Origin of the sequence: Paraburkholderia hayleyella, from assembly GCF_009455685.1 — a bacterium.
Classification (GTDB): Bacteria; Pseudomonadota; Gammaproteobacteria; order Burkholderiales; family Burkholderiaceae; genus Paraburkholderia; species Paraburkholderia hayleyella.
The window spans coordinates 2,305,376-2,324,419 of sequence record NZ_QPES01000001.1; the positions used below are offsets into that span (position 1 = coordinate 2,305,376).

A 19,044-nucleotide genomic window follows, 5' to 3' on the forward strand; every position below is an offset into this window, starting at 1 on the left:
ATACCGATACCGATACGGCCCGGTTCAGACGCCCAGCGTCCGAACCCAGGCCCGCTTTAAGCGCCCCCTAAAACTTCCACAGCACGCTGCCCTGGATCGCGTTATCCCGGTACCCGCTGCCGTACTGGCCGGCATAGCTGAACCCCAGCGTCGCGTTTTTGCCGACGCTGATATCGACGCCGAGCTCCACCACCGCGCTATCGCGCGCCAGCGGCACGCCCGCGATGCTGAAGGTGGTCGGGCTGCCGGTAAAGGCCATGCGCGCTGTCGGCGAAAGAGCGCCAAACGCATGGCGCCAGCCCACCATCGCACGCGGCATCAGCGTGGTCTGGCTGCCCAGTTCGAAGCGGGTCGCGGCGCGCACGCCCAGCGTCGAATACGCCAGGTTTTGCGTGTCTTCGTCGCCGGTGAGCGCGCTCACGCCGCCATCTTCGGCAAAGCCGTTGGTATGCAGCACCACATAAGCCAGACCGGCGAAGGGCTCCAGCGCCACCGGCCCGAGCGCCGTGGCATAGCCCGCTTCACCGAAGATCTGGGCCGTGCCTGCGCCGTAATTGGCCGATGGGTTGCCCGAGAAGTCACCGAAATTAATGCTGCGGTTCACCTGCACCCGGTTCCACGAATACGCCGTGCCCATGCGCAATGCCACGTCATCGAGCTGCGCGCCGCCATACAGCGCCACGTGATAACTGTCGATGGTGCTGGAGGCGTTGTTCGCGCTGGTATCGAACGCGCTGCTGCTAACGCCGCTGGCCACCCCAACCCGCCAGGTTTCGTTCAGCGCCGTATCCGCGCCGACGATAAAGCCCGTGCTGCTGCGGTCCACGCTGGCGGCGTTGCCATCGCTGCCGAGACGTCCTTGCGAGCCGTAGGTTTGGCCCCAGACACTCGTGACGCGTGACGGCGTGGTGTTGCAGGCAGCGCTGGCCGCGAGATCCGAAGCCGCAGCCGTCTTGCAGGCCGCCGCGCTGGCGTTCAGCGCCGCCAGTGAATCGGCGTCGGGTGTGCTGGCTTGCCGCAGACGGTCCGTCACGGCATCGCGCAGATAACGGCTGTCGTCGAGCATCACGCTGCGGGCGCTGGCGTGGATTTCGCCCGACAGGCTGTCGAAGGCGCGCCGTGCGCTGGCGGCATCGAGCGAGAGCAAGGCGGTGTAGATCGGGTTATTGGTCGGCAGCGCCGCCAGCCCGCTGGCGACAGCGCGCTGGTTCGGCGTGAGCGCGATATCCGGGAATATCGTGCCGTTTAGCGCCAGCGTCAGGTACACGTTATTGGCGTCATAACCGAGGCTCGGGGCGAGAAACGCGAGGTTCGACGTGGCGTTGGCAAAGGTGCCGCTCAGGCCACTCGCCGCGCTCAGAATCGTGTACTTGCTGTTCGAACCGTAGTTGCCGCTCGCCGCCAGCACGTGCACCGTGCCCCCGCGAGGCTGGCCGTGCCCGTCGCGTCGATCCGGTTGCCCGCTTGCTGCGCGCTGGCCGCGACCTGATACACCGAATCCGGCGCAAAGCTGACGTCGCCCGCTACCTTGAGCGTGGCAGCCGGCGCACCTGGCGCCGCCGTGCCACCGGTTTTCACGGTAAGCGCGCCCACCGTGCCGCCCCCACCCAGCGTGGCGCCATCGTTGACTGTCACGGCCGAACGCGCCGCCGTGCCGTCGATCACCAGCGTGCCCGCATTCACCGTGGTCGCGCCCGAATACGAATTAACCCCGCCGAAGACGGTCGTGCCACTGCCTTCCTTCGTCACGCCCGCGCTGCCGCTGATCGCGCCATCGAAACGCTGGTCGCTGGCGTCGCCAAAACTCAGCGCGTTCGCGCCCAGCGCGAGTGCGCTGCCCGCCGCCCCCGCCAGCGAACGTACGCGGCCGATCCGGCCCGAGGCCACATCCAGCGTCGCCGCCTGACCTAAGCTCAGCGCGCCGATAGAAGCGAGGCTCGCGTCCTGGCCCAGCACCAGCGCGCCCGCGCTGACGCTCAAATCGCCGGTGAAGGTGTTCGCGCCTTTGAGCGTTTGCGTGCCGCTGCCCTGTTTCACGAGACCGCCGCTACCGCTGATCGAGCCGCCGAACTGCTGGTCGCTGCTGTCGCCGAAGGTCAGCGTATTGGCCCCCAGCGCCACCGAGGTCCCCGCCACGCCCTTGAGCTGGGCGAGTGTCTGGCTGCTCTGGCTGCCCGAGAGATCGAAGACGGTAGCGGCTTGCGCCAGGTTCACCGTGCTGTCTGCCGCCAGCCGCCCGTTCGCACCCAGCGCCAGCGTGCCACCGTTGATGGTCGCTTCACCCGAATAGGTATTCGCGCCATCCAGCGTTTGCGTGCCGCTGCCTTGCTTGACCAGCCCGCCGCTGCCGCTGATCGAGCCGCCAAAGGTCTGGTTCGTGCTGTCGCCGAAAGTCAGCGTGTTGTTGCCGAGTGCGATCGTGCTGCCTCGAGCACCCGCCAGGGCACCCAGCGTACTGCTGCCGCCCGCCGCGAGATCGAAGCCCGCGCCCGCTGCCGCCAGATTCAGCGCGCTGCCCGCCGCGAGGCGGCCGCCGCCTTTCAGCGCGAGCGTGCCCGCGTTGACCGTGGTACCACCGCTGTAGGTATTCACGCCGCTCAAGGTCTGCGTGCCGCTGCCCTCCTTGACCAGGCCGCCGCTGCCACTGATCGCCCCGGCGAATTCCGTGTTCGCGCTATCGCCCAGCGCCAGCGTGCTGCCGCCGAGCTCCAGCAGGCTGCCGCCCGCGCCGCTCAAGCCCCCGATGCGCTGGCTGCGGCCGCTGCCCGACAGGTCGACCTTCGTGCCGGTCTGTTCGAGATTCAGCGCGCCCGCTCCGCCCAAACTCGCGCCCGCGCCGAGTGCCAGCGTGCCGTTGCGCACCGTGGTGCCGCCGGTATAGGTGTTCGCGCCACTCAGGGTCTGGACGCCTGAGCCCTGCTTCACGATGCCGCCGCTGCCGCTGATCACGCCATCGAAGTGCTGGTCGCTCGCATCGCCAAAGGCCAGCGTGTTGCCGCCGAGGGCAATCGTGCTGTGCCCCACACCGGAGAGCGCGCCGATGGTTTGCGGGCCACTGGCCGCGGCGAGATCGAACTTCGCATTGGCCTGAGCCAGATTCACCGCTCCCGTGGCGGCGAGGCTGCCGCCCGCGCCCAGGGCCAGCGTGCCGTTGTTGATCACCGTGCCGCCGCTGTAGGTATTGGCGCCACTCAGCGTCTGCGTGCCGCCGCCGTCCTTGACCAGTGCGCCACTGCCGCCGATCACCCCAGCGAAGGTCTGGTTGCCGCCATCGCTGAGCGTCAACGTGTTCGAGCCGAGCGCCACCTTGCTCGTCGCCGAACCGGCCAGCGAGCCCAGCGTCTGGTTCGCGCCGCCCGACATATCGAAGCGCGTGCCATCGCCTGCCAGGTTCATCGCTCCGTTTTGCGCCAGCGCGCCGTTGCCCGTGAGCGCGAGCGTGCCTTCCTTGATGGTGGTGCCACCGGTATAGGTGCTGGCATCGCTCAGCGTCACCGTGCCCGCGCCCTGTTTGACGATGCCGCCACTGCCCTCGATCACGCCGTCAAAACGCTGGGCCGTGGCATCGCCAAAACTCAGCGTTTTCGCGCCCAGCGCCACCTTGCTGCCGGCCACACCGCTTAAGGCGCCAATGCTCTGGTTCGTCTTGCTGGCGGAAATATCGAAGATCGTCTGTTGATTCGCCAGGATCACCGCGCCGCCGCCCGTCAGGCTACCGTTCTCGCCCAGCGCCAGGGTGCCGCCGTTGATCGTGGTGCTGCCGGTGTAGGTGTTGGTGCCATTCAGCATTTGTTTGTCGTTCCCCTCCTTGACGATGCTGCCCGTCCCCGCCATGCCGCCATTGAAGGTTTCATCGCCGGTGCCGCCCAGCGTCAGCTGGTTAGCGCCCAGCGCAATCGTGCTGCCCTCTTCGCCAACCAGCGAGCCGATGGTTTGCAGCCCGCCTGCCGCCAGATCGAGCACCGCGCCCGAGCCCACCACCACGGTGCTGTTCGCGGATAAACGTCCGCCGACTCCGACCACTAGCGTGCCGTCCTTGATCAGCGTGTTGCCGGTAAACGTGCTGACGCCGGTAAACGTTTCCTTGCCCGCACCTTGCTTGATGATGCCGCCCGTGCCTTCGATCGAACCGGCGAAGTTATGGTCATAACCGTCACCGAAGGTCAGCGTGTTGCCGCCCAGCACCACCCGGCTGCCCGCCGTGCCGCTCAAGCCGCCGATGGTCTGGTTCGCGCCCGCGCCGTAATTGTCGATGTCGAACACCGCGCCGCCACCGGCCAGGTTCACCGTGCTTTGCCCCGAGAGGCTGCCGTTCGCGCCCAGGGTCAGCGTGCCTTCGTTGATGGTGGTATCGCCGGTGTAGGTGTTGGCGCCATTGAGCGTCTGCGTGCCGCCGCCTTGTTTGGTGATGCCGCCCGTGCCGCTGATCGCGCCGTCGAAGCTCTGGTTGCTCGCATCGCCCAGCGTCAGCGTATTGCCGCCGAGCGTGACCGCGCTACCCGCGCCGCCCTTCAGCACGCCTACGGTCTGGTTGCCGCTGCTGGCGGAAATATCGAAGGTCGCGCCGTTGCCCGCCACGTTCACCACCGCGCCACTCCCCAGGCTGCCGCCGCCTGCGAGTGACAGCGTGCCCTCATTGATCGTGGTTTCACCGGTGTAGGTGTTGGCGCCGCTCAGCGTTTGCGTGCCTGCGCCTTGCTTGACGATGCCCCCCGAGCCGCTGATCGTGCCGCCAAAATCGTGCGCGCTGCCACCGGCCGTGGTGTCGCCCAGCGTCAGCGTGTTGTCCCCCAGCTTCACCTGCGCGCCGCCCACCCCATCGAGCCCGCCGATGGTCCGGCCGCCCCCGCTATAGGCGATGCTGAAGGTCGCGCCCGTCGCGGCGACGTCCACCGTGTTGTTCGCGGCGAGGCTACCCGTCATGCCCAGCGCCAGCGTGCCGTTATTGATGGTGGTTTTGCCGGTATAGGTGTTAGCGCCGTCCAGCGTTTGCGTGCCGCTGCCCTGCTTGACGATGCTCCCTGTGCCACTGATCACGCCAGAATAGAAACCATCATATTCGCGGCCAAAACTCAGCGTGTTAGCGCCCAGCACGATCTGGCTGTCCGCCACCCCCTCCAACTGGCCAATGGTCTGGCCACCACGGCTGTCAGCAATATCGAACGCCGCACCCGCCATTGCGAGATTCACCATGCCGGTCGCGGTGAGCGAACCCTCGCCGCTCAGTGCCAGCGTTCCCGCGTTAATCGTGGTGCCGCCGGTATAACTATGGTTGCCCGTCAACGTTTCACGGCCGCTGCCGATCTTGTAGATACTGCCCGCGCCCGCGATATTGCCGTCATAGGTATGGTCGTCGTCATCGCCGAGCGTCAGCGCATCGGCGCCGAGTATCACCGTGCTGCCCGTCTCGCCCGTGAGCGCACCGACGCTCTGATACCCGCCTGCCGAGAGATCCAGTGTCGCGCCCGTGCCTACCCAGACCTTGCCGCTACTCGACAAACGTCCGAACTGGCCTAGTACGAGCGAGCCCTGCCGGATCAAGGTGTCGCCGGTGTATGTGTTGTAGCCGTCGAACGTCTGGCTATAGCGCCCCTCCTTGATCACGCCACCGTTGCCGCTAATCGTGCCGTTGAAAACCTGGTCGGCCAGCAGGTTCAGTGTCAGCGTGCGCTCGCCCAGCGCCACCGTGCCCCCCACCCCAATGCTGCTTAAGCCGCCGATACTCTGGTCGCCATTGCTCGCGGAAATATCGAATCCCCCGAGGTCACCTAAACGCACCGCCGTCCTATCCAGGCTGCCGTCCGCAGCCAGCGCCAGCGTGCCCTGGCTGATGTCCGTCGTACCGGTGTAGGTATTGGCACCCGTCAGCGTTTGCGTATTCGCACCTTGTTTGACAAGACCGCCGCTGCCACGGATCACGCCAGCGAACGTCGCATCACCCGCGTTGCCCAGCCCCAGCACCAGGTTGTTTGCGCCCAGCACCACCTGGCTGCCCGCTACGCCGTTTAAAGCGCCAACGTTCTGGAGTGTGCTGCCATTCGTGACATCAAACTTCGCGTTCTGGCCTGTGAGGTTCACCTCCCCCTCGCCTTGAAAACTGCCGCCCGAACCCACCGCCAGCGTGCCGTCATTGATCGTGGTGCTGCCGCTGTAATTGGTCGAGATGCCTAGCGTTTGCGTGCCGCTGCCCGTTTTGACCAGACCGCCCGAGCCGTAAAGCATGCCAGCGAAGCTATGGTCATCGTTGTCGCCCAGCGTCAGTGTCGTCAAGCCTAGCGATACCGTGCTACTGGCCACGCTGCTGTTCAGCGACCCGAGAACCGGATTCACGCCTGAGTTAAAAACCAGCGCGGCATTTGCCCCCGTCAGGTTCACCGCACTCCCCGCTGCCAGCGAGCCGCTTCCCATCACATTCAGTTCGCCTTCGTTGATCGTGGTGCCGCCGGTATAGGTATTCGCCCCGAACAAGTAAGTCGGGCTTATCCCTTGCTTGACGATGCCACCGGTACCGCTTATCGCACCCTCGACATATCCGCCTGACGCCGCGCCGAATGTCAGCGTATTGGCGCCCAGGACAACCGTGCTGCCCACCGCCGTAACCAGATCCCCGATCGTCTGGTTGGCGTGGGCCGCCGAAATATCGAATACGGTCTGGTCGTTGGCGAGCCGCAGCCCACCCGTGGCGGCCAGACTGCCGTTTGCGCCCAGCGCCAGCGTGCCGACATTGACCGTGGTGCCGCCCGTATAGGTATTGGCCCCCTCCAGCGTTTGCGTGCCCGAGCCCTGCTTGATGATGCCGCCGCTGCCCGTGATAACGCCGCTGAAGGTTTGCGCACTCGCATCGCCAAAGGTCAGAGTCTGCCCGCCGAGCGCAACGGTGCTGCCACTCGCCCCGGCCAGCGCGGTGAGGTTAGCGCCATACGTCTCCGAAATATCGAACGTGGCCCCAGCACCCACGTTGACCCGGCTCGCGGAGGCCAGGCTGCCCGTCCAGTTCAGCGCGAGCGTGCCCTCGTTCACTCGCACTTCGCCGGTAAAGGTGTTGGCTGCATAGACGGTGTCCTTGCCCGCGCCTTGCTTGACGATGCCCCCCGTACCGCTGATGACACTCCCAAGGGGGTGATCATTGGCATCGCCAAAGGTCAGCGTGTTGCCGCCCAGCACCACCCGGCTGCCCGCCGCCATGGCGCTCATGCCGCCGATGGTCTGGTTCGCGCCCGCGCCGTTGTCCCCGATGTCGAACACCGCATTGGGCCCCGACAGGACCACGGTACTGTTTTGCGCGAGACGGCCGCTGGCGCTTAAGGTCAGCGTGCCGTTATAGATCGTGGTGTCGCCGGTATAAGTATTGACGCCGGTCAGCCTTTGCTGGCCTGCCCCCGACTTGTCGATGCCGCCGCTGCCGCTGATCGTGCCGGCAAAATCCTGCTGGGTCGCATCGCCCAACTGCAACGTGTTGTCGCCGAGCGTGACCGCGCTACCTGCGCCGCCCTTCAGCACGCTCACGATCTGTTTGCCGCTGCTGGCGGAAATATCGAAGGTCGCGCCGTTGCCTGCCACGTTCACCACCGCGCCCATCGCCAGGCGACCGTCATCCTTAAGTGACAACGTGCCCGCGTTGATCGTGGTTTCACCGGTGTAGGTGTTGGCGCCGCTCAGCGTTTGCGTGCCTGTGCCTTGCTTGACGATGCCCCCCGTGCCGTTGATCGTGCCGCCAAAATCGTGCGTGCTGCCACCGGCCGTAGTGTCGCCCAGCGTCAGCGTGTTGCCGCCCAGCTCTACCCAAGCGCCTCCCACGCCATCGAGCCCGCCAATCGTCCGGCTGCCGCCACTTGCAGCGACGGAAGCAATGCTGAAGGTCGCATTCGGCCCGCTGAGGACCACCGTATTGTTCCCGGCGAGACTGCCCGTCGCGCCTAACGCTAGCGTGCCGCCGTTGATGGTGGTGGTACCGGTATAGGTATTCGCGCCATTCAGCGTCTGCGTGCCGCCCCCCTGTTTGACGATGCCTCCCGTGCCGCTCATCTCACCCGCGAAGGTCCGGTCTAAACCATCCCCCAACGTCAGCGTGTTGCCCCCCAGAATAACGCTGCTGCCCGCCACCCCCAACAACCCGCCGATGGTCTGGTTACCGGCCGAGGCAAGATTGAAAACCGTCCCCGAAGCAGCGGTATTCACCAAGCCTGTCGCCGCCAGCGAGCCTTGGCTGCCCAGCGCCAGCGTGCCCTCGTTGATGGTGGTGCCGCCGGTATAGGTGTTCGCGCCATTCAGGTTCTGTATGCCGCTGCCTTGCTTGATGAGGCTGCCCCCCTCACCGCTCACCACGCCCGAAAAAGTGTTAATCGTGGAACCATCGAGCGTCAAGACACGGCTGCCCAGCAAGACCTGGCTGCCGCTGACGCCATTTAGCGCCTGCACGGTCTGGCCGATGAGGCTGTCGGCGATACTGAAAACCGCCGTTTCACCCGCAAGATTCACCTGTCTGCTGTTCGCCAGCGACCCGCTGCTGCTCAGCGCCAGCGTGCCCGCGTTGATGGTGGTGTAGCCCGTGTAGATATTGGTCCCCGACAGCGTCACGCTCGACGCGCCGTTTTTGGTCAGGCCGCCATCGCCGCTAATCACGCCGCTCAAGCCCAGAGCGTTTGAGCCACCCAGATTGAGCGAGGCCCCCGGATTCATAACAAAGTGATTGCCGAGCGACACGGCCGTGCTGCTATCCAGCGTGAGCGTGGTGCCGAACATCTGGACTGCGCCGGCGCCGAATGCCGTGGACGATCCCACCACGATCTTGCCGTTACTCCAGGACGTGCCGGAAGAATAATTGTTGTCGCCATTCAGCGTGAGTGTGCCGCTACCTGTTTTTGACAGGTGGCTACTGCCTCCCGCCACAATCGGGCCATTCAATCTCAGATCATTGACACCCGGGAGCTCGAGGCTGCCATTCAGGACGATCCGGTTGGACAAGCTCACGTTGCGGTTGTTATCCAGCATGGCGTTGCCCGACACTTGCAGGTTGCCGATCCCTAGTGCGGTATCGCTCCCCACAACCAGCTTCCCTGACCCGATAGACACTGCGCCAAAAAAACTATTGGCGCCATTCAGCGTGAGCGTGTCGCTGCCACTTTTGATCAGCCCCCCCGTGCCTGAAATGTAGCCGCTCAACGTCAACGGACTGCTCGACAGCGCGGTCAGCGTGTTCTGCAGGTAGATCGGGGTATTCAGTTCCAGTGGTAAGCCATCCCTAGCGCCAAGCGATGAAGGGCCGCTCACGATGAGCTCGCCGAAGCCCATCGTCCCCGATCTACCTAGCAGCAACGTACCGTTCTTAAGCTCAGTCGTGCCGCGATAGAGATTGGTCTGATTCAGCGTGAGCGTGCCGCTGCCACTTTTGGCCAGCCTCCCATTTCCGGTAATGGTGCCATTCAGCGTGAGCGGAGCGAGATCGTTCGCCAACACCTCCAGAGTGTCTGGTGCATTCCACAAGGTGATCGGATTGTTCAATGTCACGCCTTGCGTGGAACTCAGTCTCGAATTGCCCTGCACCTCGACCGTGCTTGTACCCAGCGCGGTATCACTCCCGACTCGAAGCATCGCGCTATACAGGGAAGTGGTACCCGAATAGGTGTTGCTGTTCGTCAATATCAGTTGTCCTGCGCCATTCATCAGCCTGCCCGAACCGGAAACCACGCCGGAAAGCGTCAAGGGGAAGTTTCCCCGCACGGTCAGGCCACCGGCACCCAAAATGACGTTGCCGCTCACGTCCACACCACCTGGCTCTCCCGATTGAAGCTCCCCGCCATTCGCGGTAATCGTACCGGGTAGCGCACCGGCCCCGCCCGCGATCACCAGCGCGCCATTGTTGAGTGCCGTATCCATGAAAGCGGTCGCACCACTGAGCGTCCAGGTGCCGCTGGTGAGCGTCAAATGGGAAAAATTCCGGTAGGTATTGGTCGAGACATTCCCGGAGCCAGACAATGAGCCCGCCGCGTCGCCGTTATTGCTCAGCTCCAGCGTGTTATTGCCTCCGGCACCGCCATCAACCACGCCTGGTGCGGCAAAGGTAAGGGCAGGATTGCTCGCTAGCCCGGTGAGCGGCACGCTGGCTGTGCTGCCCCCCGCACTAATGACCGAGCCCGTTATCGCAGTAAAGGTATTGGCACCGCCCGCTCCCAGGGAGACGCTGCCGTTGATCGTCCCGGCATTGAAAAACGTGTTGCCTGCGCTCGATTTATCGAACGCCACGCGGCCGGTGATCACGCCAGTTGCCTCATTGGTCATGATGACCTTGCCGCCGCCCTGGACGGCAACGACCGGCGCCTCCGAAGCCAGCTTTCCCGGCGCACCGGTTAACGCCACGAGATTCAGGGTGCCCGCATTGCTAATCGTGGTCGTGCCGTTTGCGCTATTGCGGAGATCCAGCGCCAGACCTCCTAACGAAGATAGCGAGCCGGTTGTCGGGTTATACGTGGTGCTGTTACTCCCCGAGATCGTAGCGCCCGCCAGATTGCTCACGACATTCAGACCAAGCAGCGACGTCGTTCCCAGCACGACGGCAGTCGTGGGAGACGTTGCGGAGCCACTCAGAGCCGCGCTGACTGTTCCCTGGTTGGAAAACTGGATATTGGCTCCCGTCAGGCTCATCGGCGTCCCGCCTAATCCCGCACTGATGCCCACGGTGGCGGAAGGGAGAACAGACACGATCAAGCCGTTTGTGCCGCTGCTAAAAACGTTCGTCGAACCCGAGCATGTCACACTTGCACCGGCCGTTACGCACGCCGCCCAGGCCACAGGGCTGCCGCTCGCGTAAAAAACCACGGTGAAAAACACCCAACCGAGTGACCGTAACAAGCTTGCGCGCGCGAGCCCATCAAGGCGGCCGGTCCCGCCCGCGCCAGGCTGGGCACCGCGAACGCCAGACGCGGCGCCCCGTTCCCGCCTTTGCGCACGTTGTTCGGAATGCCCCCGGCCACGTCCTTTCACCAACTCGGAAGCCACCACAAACGCGTTGTGCACGCCACTCCACACCACCCGATAGACCTTGCTCATTGTTCCCCGCCCGTCAATTTTGTTCAGTTCGATGTATCGACGGCTTCGGTTTGCAGACACGAATGGCCGTCATGGCGCGAAGCGGAGCCTGTCCGTCAGCGGATACGTTGTGTGTTGAGTGAAATGCGCGAAGACTTTCGCGCAGAGATCGCGTCTGAGCGCGGCATGGCGGGTGTGGGCGCGGCTGCGGATACTCCGCGGCCCTGCCGGATGAAGCCGGAAAACGCGGCGGTAACAGATGCGATAGACGCAATAGATGCGGCAGATGCGGCAAACGCGGCAAACGCGAACACGCTCTCGCAGCGTCACCCACCGATTGATGCTGACAAACCACGAACGCATCCGTGGTCACGATGATTCGATCCTCGACCGGCATGTCCATGCCCACGCATGTTGTTATTCACTCAAAGGCCGTTGAGCAGTCTGAATAGCAACGGTTGCTGTATCAGGCGGACGCTATGCCGCCTGAATATTCTTTCAGTAACATTGCGTCAGAATCCGTTCCGGTTTTAGGCAATTATTTTTGGGATACGGCGATAGACACGCTCACAACAGAGGTAGAACAGGGGTAAACCATTCAGCCAGGAGCCTTTGTGGTCAAGGCTCCCGGCTGATTTGAGCGGGGCGATTCCAGCGCTGGCGGGTTCTGGCAAGGGCCATGCCAGCAAAGCGTGGAACTTTCCGTTGGAGTGCGTTACCTAGACGAGAGCTGAGCGAGTGATGTCTCAATAAGGCGGGTCGCCAATGACCTGCCTGATGGGGATAACACATGCAAGGCATGTCCGATAAATAAATTCAATTAATCACCGAGAGGAACCTTATGAATCACGACGACCCGTAATCGTTATGGCATCGCAACACTGTCCCACCCTGCATTAACGACAAGCCCGGTGTTGGGTCATGGATGAATGCCACAACACATGCGGCAGACCAATATTATTAATTATTATGAGAGCCATTCGATGATACATTCCACGCCAATTCAAAATAAATCAAATAATCCTTCAAATAATTCCATCAACCATTCTGATAACGATCAAGACAACAGCATAAAACAGGGATTTTTTTCCGGTTTAAATAAAAAAATTAGTTCAACTTTCCCCTTGTCACCCAGGGCCGCCGGCTATTCAATGACAGTGGGCGCCGCACTGATTGCAATAAGTTTTCTTGACGGCATACCCGCAATGCTTATCGTTGACGACATGAAACAAGCGATCGGGCCCGATAGTTCAAGCACTGCTTTTCACGGAAATTTTCTCACTGAAAATGAGAAGCCAATTCTTGCAGGCATGGCGGGGCTATTTGTTTCTGGCACCATACTAACTATAGCTGGCATGCACGGTATCATTCGTGCTTGCCGCCTCCCCGATGCAGAAAATCAAGCGTTAATCAAAGACAATGACCAGATCCAAAATTACAATTCAACGGACATTAGCATCAATATTAAAAAAGACAATAACGTTTAATTAACTAAGGCGTGGTGTCTGATATTTCAGCCGCCACGTTTTATTCCTGGCAGACGACTTAAACCTTGCCGGCAAGTATTTTCCGCAACACGCTATGGCTCGATTCGCAAACCGGTCATCTCCCCAGTGACTTTAACGTCCTCCCAGACAGGAAACTGATAGCCGGAGCCTCAACCGCTGGAACGATCCCTACACCCAGCGGCCCTACGCGCCCAGCGCGCCCTTCCAGATCACCACGGCAAAGGTTTCGCACGGGATCGCCCAACGCCTGCGGTACCATAACGCCGTTTCCGGCATGGGCTTCCCTGGCGCGCGCTCCCGGCTAGTCCAACTGGCTCTTGCCGTTCGGCTAGCGTTCTTTTTTGCGCAGCTCACCCAGCGTTTTCCCAGCGACAATGGCGCTACCCTGCGTAGCAGGCTCAAACAAAAAACCGCCCCAAACCCCGCGCTTTTCTGGATCAAGGATAAATGGAAGAAACGCACGCACAACCCAACGCGTCAAACATCATGAGCCATCACACGCCGATGATGCAGCAGTACCTGCGCATCAAGGCGGAGCACCCCGGCACGCTGGTGTTTTACCGTATGGGCGATTTTTATGAGCTGTTTTTTGACGACGCCGAAAAAGCCGCCCGCCTGCTCGACCTCACGCTGACCCAGCGTGGCGCCTCGGGTGGCAACCCGATCAAGATGGCCGGGGTTCCCCATCACGCCGTCGAACAATATCTCGCCAAGTTGGTCAAGCTCGGCGAATCCGTCGCTATCTGCGAGCAAATTGGCGACCCGGCCACGTCAAAAGGCCCGGTCGAGCGCAAGGTCATGCGCGTCGTCACACCCGGTACGCTGACGGATGCCGCACTGCTATCCGACAAACGCGACGTGTATCTGCTCGCGGTGTGCGCGGGACATAACCGGCGCGGAGTCGTCACTCATATCGGCCTCGCCTGGCTCAATCTGGCTAGCGGCGCGTTGCGCCTCGCGGAAGTCGCCGCCGACCAGGTCAGCGCGGTGTTCGAGCGCATCCGGCCCGCGGAAATCCTGGTCGCGGATACCTCCGCTGAAGCCGCTAGCTGGTCGCCACCCAGCGGGTTTGGCGCATTGACGCGGGTCCCGGTCTGGCATTTCGATCCCGCCACCGGCGCCCAGCGCCTGCGCGACCAGCTAGGCGTGGCGAGCCTCGAAGGCTTCGGCGCGCACACGCTCTCCAGCGCCTACGGCGCCGCCGGGGCGCTGCTGTTATACGCGGCCGCCACGCAAGGCCAGCAGTTACGCCATGTGCTCAGCCTGAAAGTCGAAAACGAATCCGAATACATCGGCCTCGATCCCGCTACCCGGCGCAATCTCGAACTCACCGAAACACTGCGTGGCACCGAAGCGCCGACGCTCTGCTCGCTGCTCGACACCTGTTGCACCACGATGGGCAGCCGTCTGCTGCGTCACTGGCTGCATCATCCGCCGCGCGATGCCCGCATCGCCCAAGCCCGCCAGCAGGCGCTCGGTGCGCTACTCAATGGGCCTACCGGTGCGGGCCTCGACGGCTTGCGCAGCGCCTTGCGCCAGATCGCCGATATCGAACGCATCACTGGCCGCCTCGCCTTGCTGTCGGCGCGGCCCCGCGATTTATCGAGCCTGCGCGACACCTTTACAGCATTGCCCGCATTGCGCACCCAGCTTCAAGCGTTAGTGGCCGATGCGGCGGCGCTCATCCGCATCGATGCGGCCTTAGCGCCCCCAGTCCCGTGCGCCGAACTGCTGGCTCGCGCCGTCGCCGCCGAACCCGCCGCCATGGTGCGCGATGGCGGCGTGATTGCACGCGGCTACGATGCCGAACTGGATGAACTGCGCGACATGTCGGACAACTGCGGGCAGTTTCTGCTTGATCTCGAAACCCGCGAGCGCGAGCGGACCGGTATCAGCAATTTGCGCGTCGAATACAACAAGGTGCATGGCTTTTATATTGAAGTCACGCGCGGCCAGACCGACAAGGTGCCCGAGCACTACCGGCGACGTCAGACCTTAAAAAACGCCGAACGCTATATCACCCCCGAACTCAAGACCTTCGAAGACAAAGCGCTCTCCGCCCAGGAACGGGCCCTGGCCCGCGAACGCGCGCTCTATGACGCGCTACTGCAAGCGCTCCTGCCGTTTATTGCCGATTGCCAGCGCGTCGCGGCGGCGCTCGCCGAACTCGATTTGCTGGCCAGCTTTGCCGAGCGCGCCCGCGCGCTGGACTGGATCGCGCCGGTCTTTGCCGCTAACGCGGGTATTGAGATCGAACAGGGGCGGCATCCGGTCGTCGAAGCCCAGGTCGAGCAGTTCATCGCCAACGATTGCACGCTCAACGCCGAACGCAAACTGTTGCTGGTGACCGGCCCCAACATGGGGGGCAAATCCACGTTCATGCGGCAAACCGCGCTGATCGCCTTACTGGCTTATGTCGGCAGTTACGTGCCTGCCAGGCGGGCGGCATTCGGCCCGATTGACCGGATCTTCACCCGCATTGGCGCCGCGGATGATCTGGCCGGCGGCCGCTCGACCTTCATGGTGGAAATGACGGAAGCCGCCGCGATCCTCAACGAGGCAACGCCGCAAAGCCTGGTGTTAATGGACGAAATTGGCCGTGGCACCTCAACTTTCGATGGCCTCGCCCTCGCATGGGCGATCGCGCGCCACCTGCTGAACCAGAACGGCTGCCATTCGCTCTTCGCCACCCATTATTTCGAACTGACCCAACTGCCTGCCGAGTTTCCTCAGGCCGCGAACGTGCATCTTTCGGCCGTCGAACATGATCATGGCATTGTGTTCTTGCACGCGGTCAGCGAAGGCCCGGCAAACCAGAGCTATGGCTTGCAGGTCGCGCAACTGGCCGGCGTGCCCGCCGCCGTGATCCGCGCGGCACGAAAGCATCTGGCGCATCTGGAACAGCAATCCGCGATGCGGCCAACCCCGCAACTCGATCTCTTTGCCCTGGCGCCGGCAGTGGCTACGGACGATTCAGACAATATGGACGATACGCCCTCCGGCCATCCCCCCCCTCCTCTAGAATCCGCCTCCCTGGCAGCCCAGGCGCTCGTCGAACGGCTGCGCACCCTCGATCCCAATGAGCTGCGCGCCAAAGATGCGCTTGACCTGCTCTATGAATTGCACGAACAGGCCCATGCCGCGGATGTGGGCCACTAGCTTGCGGCCTCAATGGCTATCGTGGCTGCCGCGACAGCCTCGGCCTGGCCTGTTGCTCATGGCGGCGGCCCTGTATTGGGCTGCCGTGCCGCCCACCCTGGCACGCCAGGTGCATCCCTCACAACCGGCGCCTGACGCACGCTATACCTTCGCGGTCATCGCCGACACGTTGCAAAGCCCGGCCGACGAAGCCCCGACGCAACGCATGCTCAGTGCCATTGGCCACGATCCAGCCGTGTCATTCATCGTGTATGACGGCAACCTGAAAAGTGCCCGGGAAGCGTGTCAGGACACGCTTTACGAACGTCGCCAGGCGATCCTCGAAGCCGCCCGGCCCGCCTTGATTTTTGTGCCGGGCCCGCATGACTGGATTGACTGCGGCAAGGCGGGTGCAGGCGGCTTCGATCCGGTCGAGCGTCTGGATTTACTGCGGCAGACGCTTTTTGCCAGCGCGAGCTCGATGGGCCAAAACCCGCTTCCGTTAAGACGCGAAAGTGAAATCTCCCGTTTTCGGCCCTACCGTGAAAATGTGCGCTGGCTGGTTGGCAATACGGTATTTATTAGTTTGAATGTGTCCGGCGCAAATAATCATTACCTCAACGCGGGTGGACGCAATGGCGAATTCGAGGACAGAACCATCGCTAACGGCTTCTGGCTCGCGCACGCCGCCGAATATGCAAAGCGGCGGGCAGCCAGCGCCATCGTCGTGCTGATTCAGGGCAACCCTAACTTCGAACGCTATGAGCGGCCTGAGCATTTCAGGTGGCTACGTTTTACAGCGTATCCACGACGGGATGGCTATCTGGAATTCAAACGGAATCTGCTCAAGCTGGCGCAAACGTTCCGTGGCCCGGTTGTGCTGATTCACCCTGATGTGAGCCCCATGCGCGGAGGGTTTTCGATTAATCGGCCGCTACACAATGACAAGGGCCTCATCGTGCCGAACCTGACGCGGATCACCTTCGCGCCAGAAGACCGGCTCAACCAGTGGCTTCAGATTGATGCTGACATGGCACGTCATCCGCCATTTAAAGTCAGCATGCACACTGTGCCGAAACACATGCCACTGCTGCCCGTACAAGCGCCACCCGCAACAGCGGATGAGCGTCATGAAAACGCGAGGCCGCCGGTGCCCGTGCCGCATCCAGCGCCGTCAGCGCCACGGCCCGACATGCCACCGATTCTGCCGGAACCGGAGTCGGAGCCCGTCCAGGAGCCGGGCCCCACGTGGCACAACAGACACCAGGAACATAACGAACACGACTGGCAAGAGCAGGAAACAAACCTGCCCTGACCCGGACAACCGCGTGGCTTGAGCAAAACAATTGCTGAATACAGAACAATCGCAGAACGCGATTGCAGAATTGCAGAAGGATTAATGCAAGGTAGGACCTGATTTGCCCGGTGCGCCATTGACGCCATCCGTCTCGTCGTCTTCACCGGGAATTTCGATGCCATCGACGCCGTGGGGATGTTCCTGCTCGATTTCATCTTGCGTGGCAAGCCGCACTTCCTGAACAACCAGCGAAAACCGCAAGGCCATGCCCGCCAGCGGATGATTGCCATCCAGCACGACTTTGTCTTCTGTGACTTCTGTCACCGTGTAGATGAGGGAATCCAGGTCTTCGTCGCCTTCTTCTGGCGTGCCTTCAAACTGCATGCCCACTTCGAGCGGCTCGGGGAAGCGGCTACGCGGCTCGATCTTGACGAGCTCTGGATCATATTCGCCAAAAGCATCTTGCGGTTCGAGCTGAATCTGGGTTTCGAAGCCCGACTCACGGCCGTCGAGTTCTTCCTCGATCTTGGGGAACGTGCCATCATAGCCGCCGTGCAGATAAACCATCGGCTCGTCGCTTTCCTCAATCAGATTGCCCTGCGCATCCGAAAGCTTATAAGCGACTGACACGACTGTGTTCTTTGCTATTTTGACGGTGTTCTTTGCTATTTTCATTCGATTCTCCAGAATACAGAGTTCAATTATACGATGCCCAAGCGGCCCCAAGCGCATACAACCGGCCCTGGCTTAAGCCAAATTTCAGTGCCGCCTCAGCCTCCTGCTCCCGATATCCCGACGGCCCTTCTCGGCAATCTGACACCGGCCCAGTTCATGCGCCAGTACTGGCAAAAAAAGCCCTTGCTCGTGCGCCAGGCGATTCCCGGCGTGACACCTCCCGTGTCCCGCGATGCGCTGTTCGAGATGGCTGGCGAGGACGCCGAAGCCCGGCTTGTCACGCACTTTCGCCACAAATGGCAGATGCAACAGGGTCCGTTTGCCGCGGGGGACCTCCCGTCTGTGCGGCAGCGCGCATGGACCCTGCTCGTCCAGGGGGTCGACCTGCACAACGACTGTGCCCGCGCCCTGCTTGAGCGGTTTCGCTTTGTGCCCGATGTGCGGCTCGATGATCTGATGATGTCTTACGCAACCGATGGCGGTGGCGTAGGAGCGCATTTCGACTCGTATGATGTGTTTTTGCTGCAAGTGCACGGCAAGCGCCGCTGGCGTATTGGCGCGCAACGCGATTTGTCGCTGCGAGCCGATCTGCCGCTAAAAGTACTGCAGCATTTCGAGCCCGATGAGGAATGGCTGCTCGAACCCGGCGACATGCTGTATTTGCCGCCTCATATCGCTCACGATGGTGTCGCCGAAGGCGAGTGCATGACCTGTTCCATTGGCTTTCGCGCGCCTTCGGCGGACGAGCTGACCACGCAGTTTCTCTACTACCTGGCTGAACGCGGTGAACTCTCGGCACGTTCATCGGCGGCACGTTACCGTGACCCCCAGCAAACTGCCGTGCAGCATCCCGCCCAGTTGCCGGATGCACTGGTTGAACGGGTTGAAGCTATTCTTGCCAAGGCAACATGGAACTCACGTCATGTTGCGTCTTTTCTGGGTACCCATTTCAGCGAACCGAAACCTCATGTGGTATTTGAGCCGCCGCAGCGGCCGCTCGACGAAATGCGCTTTATTCGGCGCGCATTAATCTCCGGCCTCCGGCTCGACCGAAAAACCCTTTTGCTTTACGACAACCGGTCGTATTTTCTCAATGGAGAAGAAAATCGTGTGTCTGGCCTGAAGAAGTGGTTACCCGAGCTAGCGGACAAGCGCTATCTCACAGCGGCACGCTTTTTAACACTCTCAAGCGATTCGTCGGTGACAGCACTACTGCACGAGTGGTATTGTGCGGGCTGGATCCAGATTGGCGCCCACGCTTAGTCTCGTTCGTGTATCTTTCCGTACTGTCAAATTTTGTATGGGAAAGACAACGTATTGACCCCGGATTTATCGACGGTCAGAACGAAAGTGCCTATAATTCCCGCCCAAGCCGTAGGAAAGATTCACGCTCTGAAGTGC

7 protein-coding genes are annotated in these 19,044 nt (G+C 62.1%); 4 read left to right on the plus strand and 3 right to left on the minus strand.

What is annotated here, in order from left to right; all coding sequences use genetic code 11:
* Positions 1–67: 67 nt before the first annotated feature.
* Together GH657_RS10235 and GH657_RS10240 are read right to left on the minus strand one after the other, a co-directional pair.
* Positions 68–1,414, minus strand: a complete 1,347-nt coding sequence (locus tag GH657_RS10235) for an autotransporter outer membrane beta-barrel domain-containing protein (RefSeq protein WP_153100663.1) — start codon at positions 1,412–1,414, stop codon at positions 68–70.
* Complete coding sequence (locus GH657_RS10240) at positions 1,357–11,046, minus strand: autotransporter-associated beta strand repeat-containing protein (RefSeq protein ID WP_153100664.1); 9,690 nt, start codon at positions 11,044–11,046, stop codon at positions 1,357–1,359. Before GH657_RS10240 ends, GH657_RS10235 begins: the two co-directional genes overlap by 58 nt.
* 920 nt (positions 11,047–11,966) lie before the next feature.
* On the opposite strand from GH657_RS10240, the gene GH657_RS10245 reads away from it, so the two are divergent.
* The 3 genes from GH657_RS10245 to GH657_RS10255 all read left to right on the plus strand — a co-directional run bounded on the left by GH657_RS10245 (position 11,967) and on the right by GH657_RS10255 (position 16,986).
* Positions 11,967–12,512, plus strand: a complete 546-nt coding sequence (locus GH657_RS10245; protein WP_153100665.1) for a hypothetical protein — start codon at positions 11,967–11,969, stop codon at positions 12,510–12,512.
* Between the two features lie 468 nt (positions 12,513–12,980).
* On the plus strand, positions 12,981–15,692 hold the full coding sequence (gene mutS, locus GH657_RS10250) for a DNA mismatch repair protein MutS (protein WP_153100666.1): 2,712 nt from the start codon (positions 12,981–12,983) through the stop codon (positions 15,690–15,692).
* 58 nt (positions 15,693–15,750) lie between these two features.
* Entirely contained in the window at positions 15,751–16,986 is a 1,236-nt protein-coding gene (locus GH657_RS10255; RefSeq protein ID WP_153100667.1) for a hypothetical protein, read from the plus strand.
* 81 nt (positions 16,987–17,067) lie between these two features.
* Here the strand turns inward: GH657_RS10255 and GH657_RS10260 are convergent, their stop codons facing one another.
* Positions 17,068–17,643, minus strand: a complete 576-nt coding sequence (locus GH657_RS10260; RefSeq protein ID WP_153100668.1) for an FKBP-type peptidyl-prolyl cis-trans isomerase — start codon at positions 17,641–17,643, stop codon at positions 17,068–17,070.
* Between the two features lie 33 nt (positions 17,644–17,676).
* Here GH657_RS10260 and GH657_RS10265 point away from each other — a divergent pair, with 33 nt between their 5' ends.
* The gene (locus GH657_RS10265; RefSeq protein WP_153100669.1) at positions 17,677–18,906 is read left to right on the plus strand and encodes a JmjC domain-containing protein; all 1,230 of its coding nucleotides are present in this window, start codon (positions 17,677–17,679) and stop codon (positions 18,904–18,906) included.
* The last annotated feature ends 138 nt before the right edge of the window (positions 18,907–19,044 follow it).

Coding starts and splice junctions, on each gene's coding strand:
- GH657_RS10240 (WP_153100664.1), bottom strand. CDS start 11,046: ATGAGCAAGGTCTATCGGGTGGTGTGGAGTGGCGTGCACAACGCGTTT.
- GH657_RS10245 (WP_153100665.1), top strand. CDS start 11,967: ATGCGGCAGACCAATATTATTAATTATTATGAGAGCCATTCGATGATA.
- mutS (WP_153100666.1), top strand. CDS start 12,981: ATGGAAGAAACGCACGCACAACCCAACGCGTCAAACATCATGAGCCAT.
- GH657_RS10255 (WP_153100667.1), top strand. CDS start 15,751: ATGGCGGCGGCCCTGTATTGGGCTGCCGTGCCGCCCACCCTGGCACGC.
- GH657_RS10260 (WP_153100668.1), bottom strand. CDS start 17,643: ATGAAAATAGCAAAGAACACCGTCAAAATAGCAAAGAACACAGTCGTG.
- GH657_RS10265 (WP_153100669.1), top strand. CDS start 17,677: ATGCCCAAGCGGCCCCAAGCGCATACAACCGGCCCTGGCTTAAGCCAA.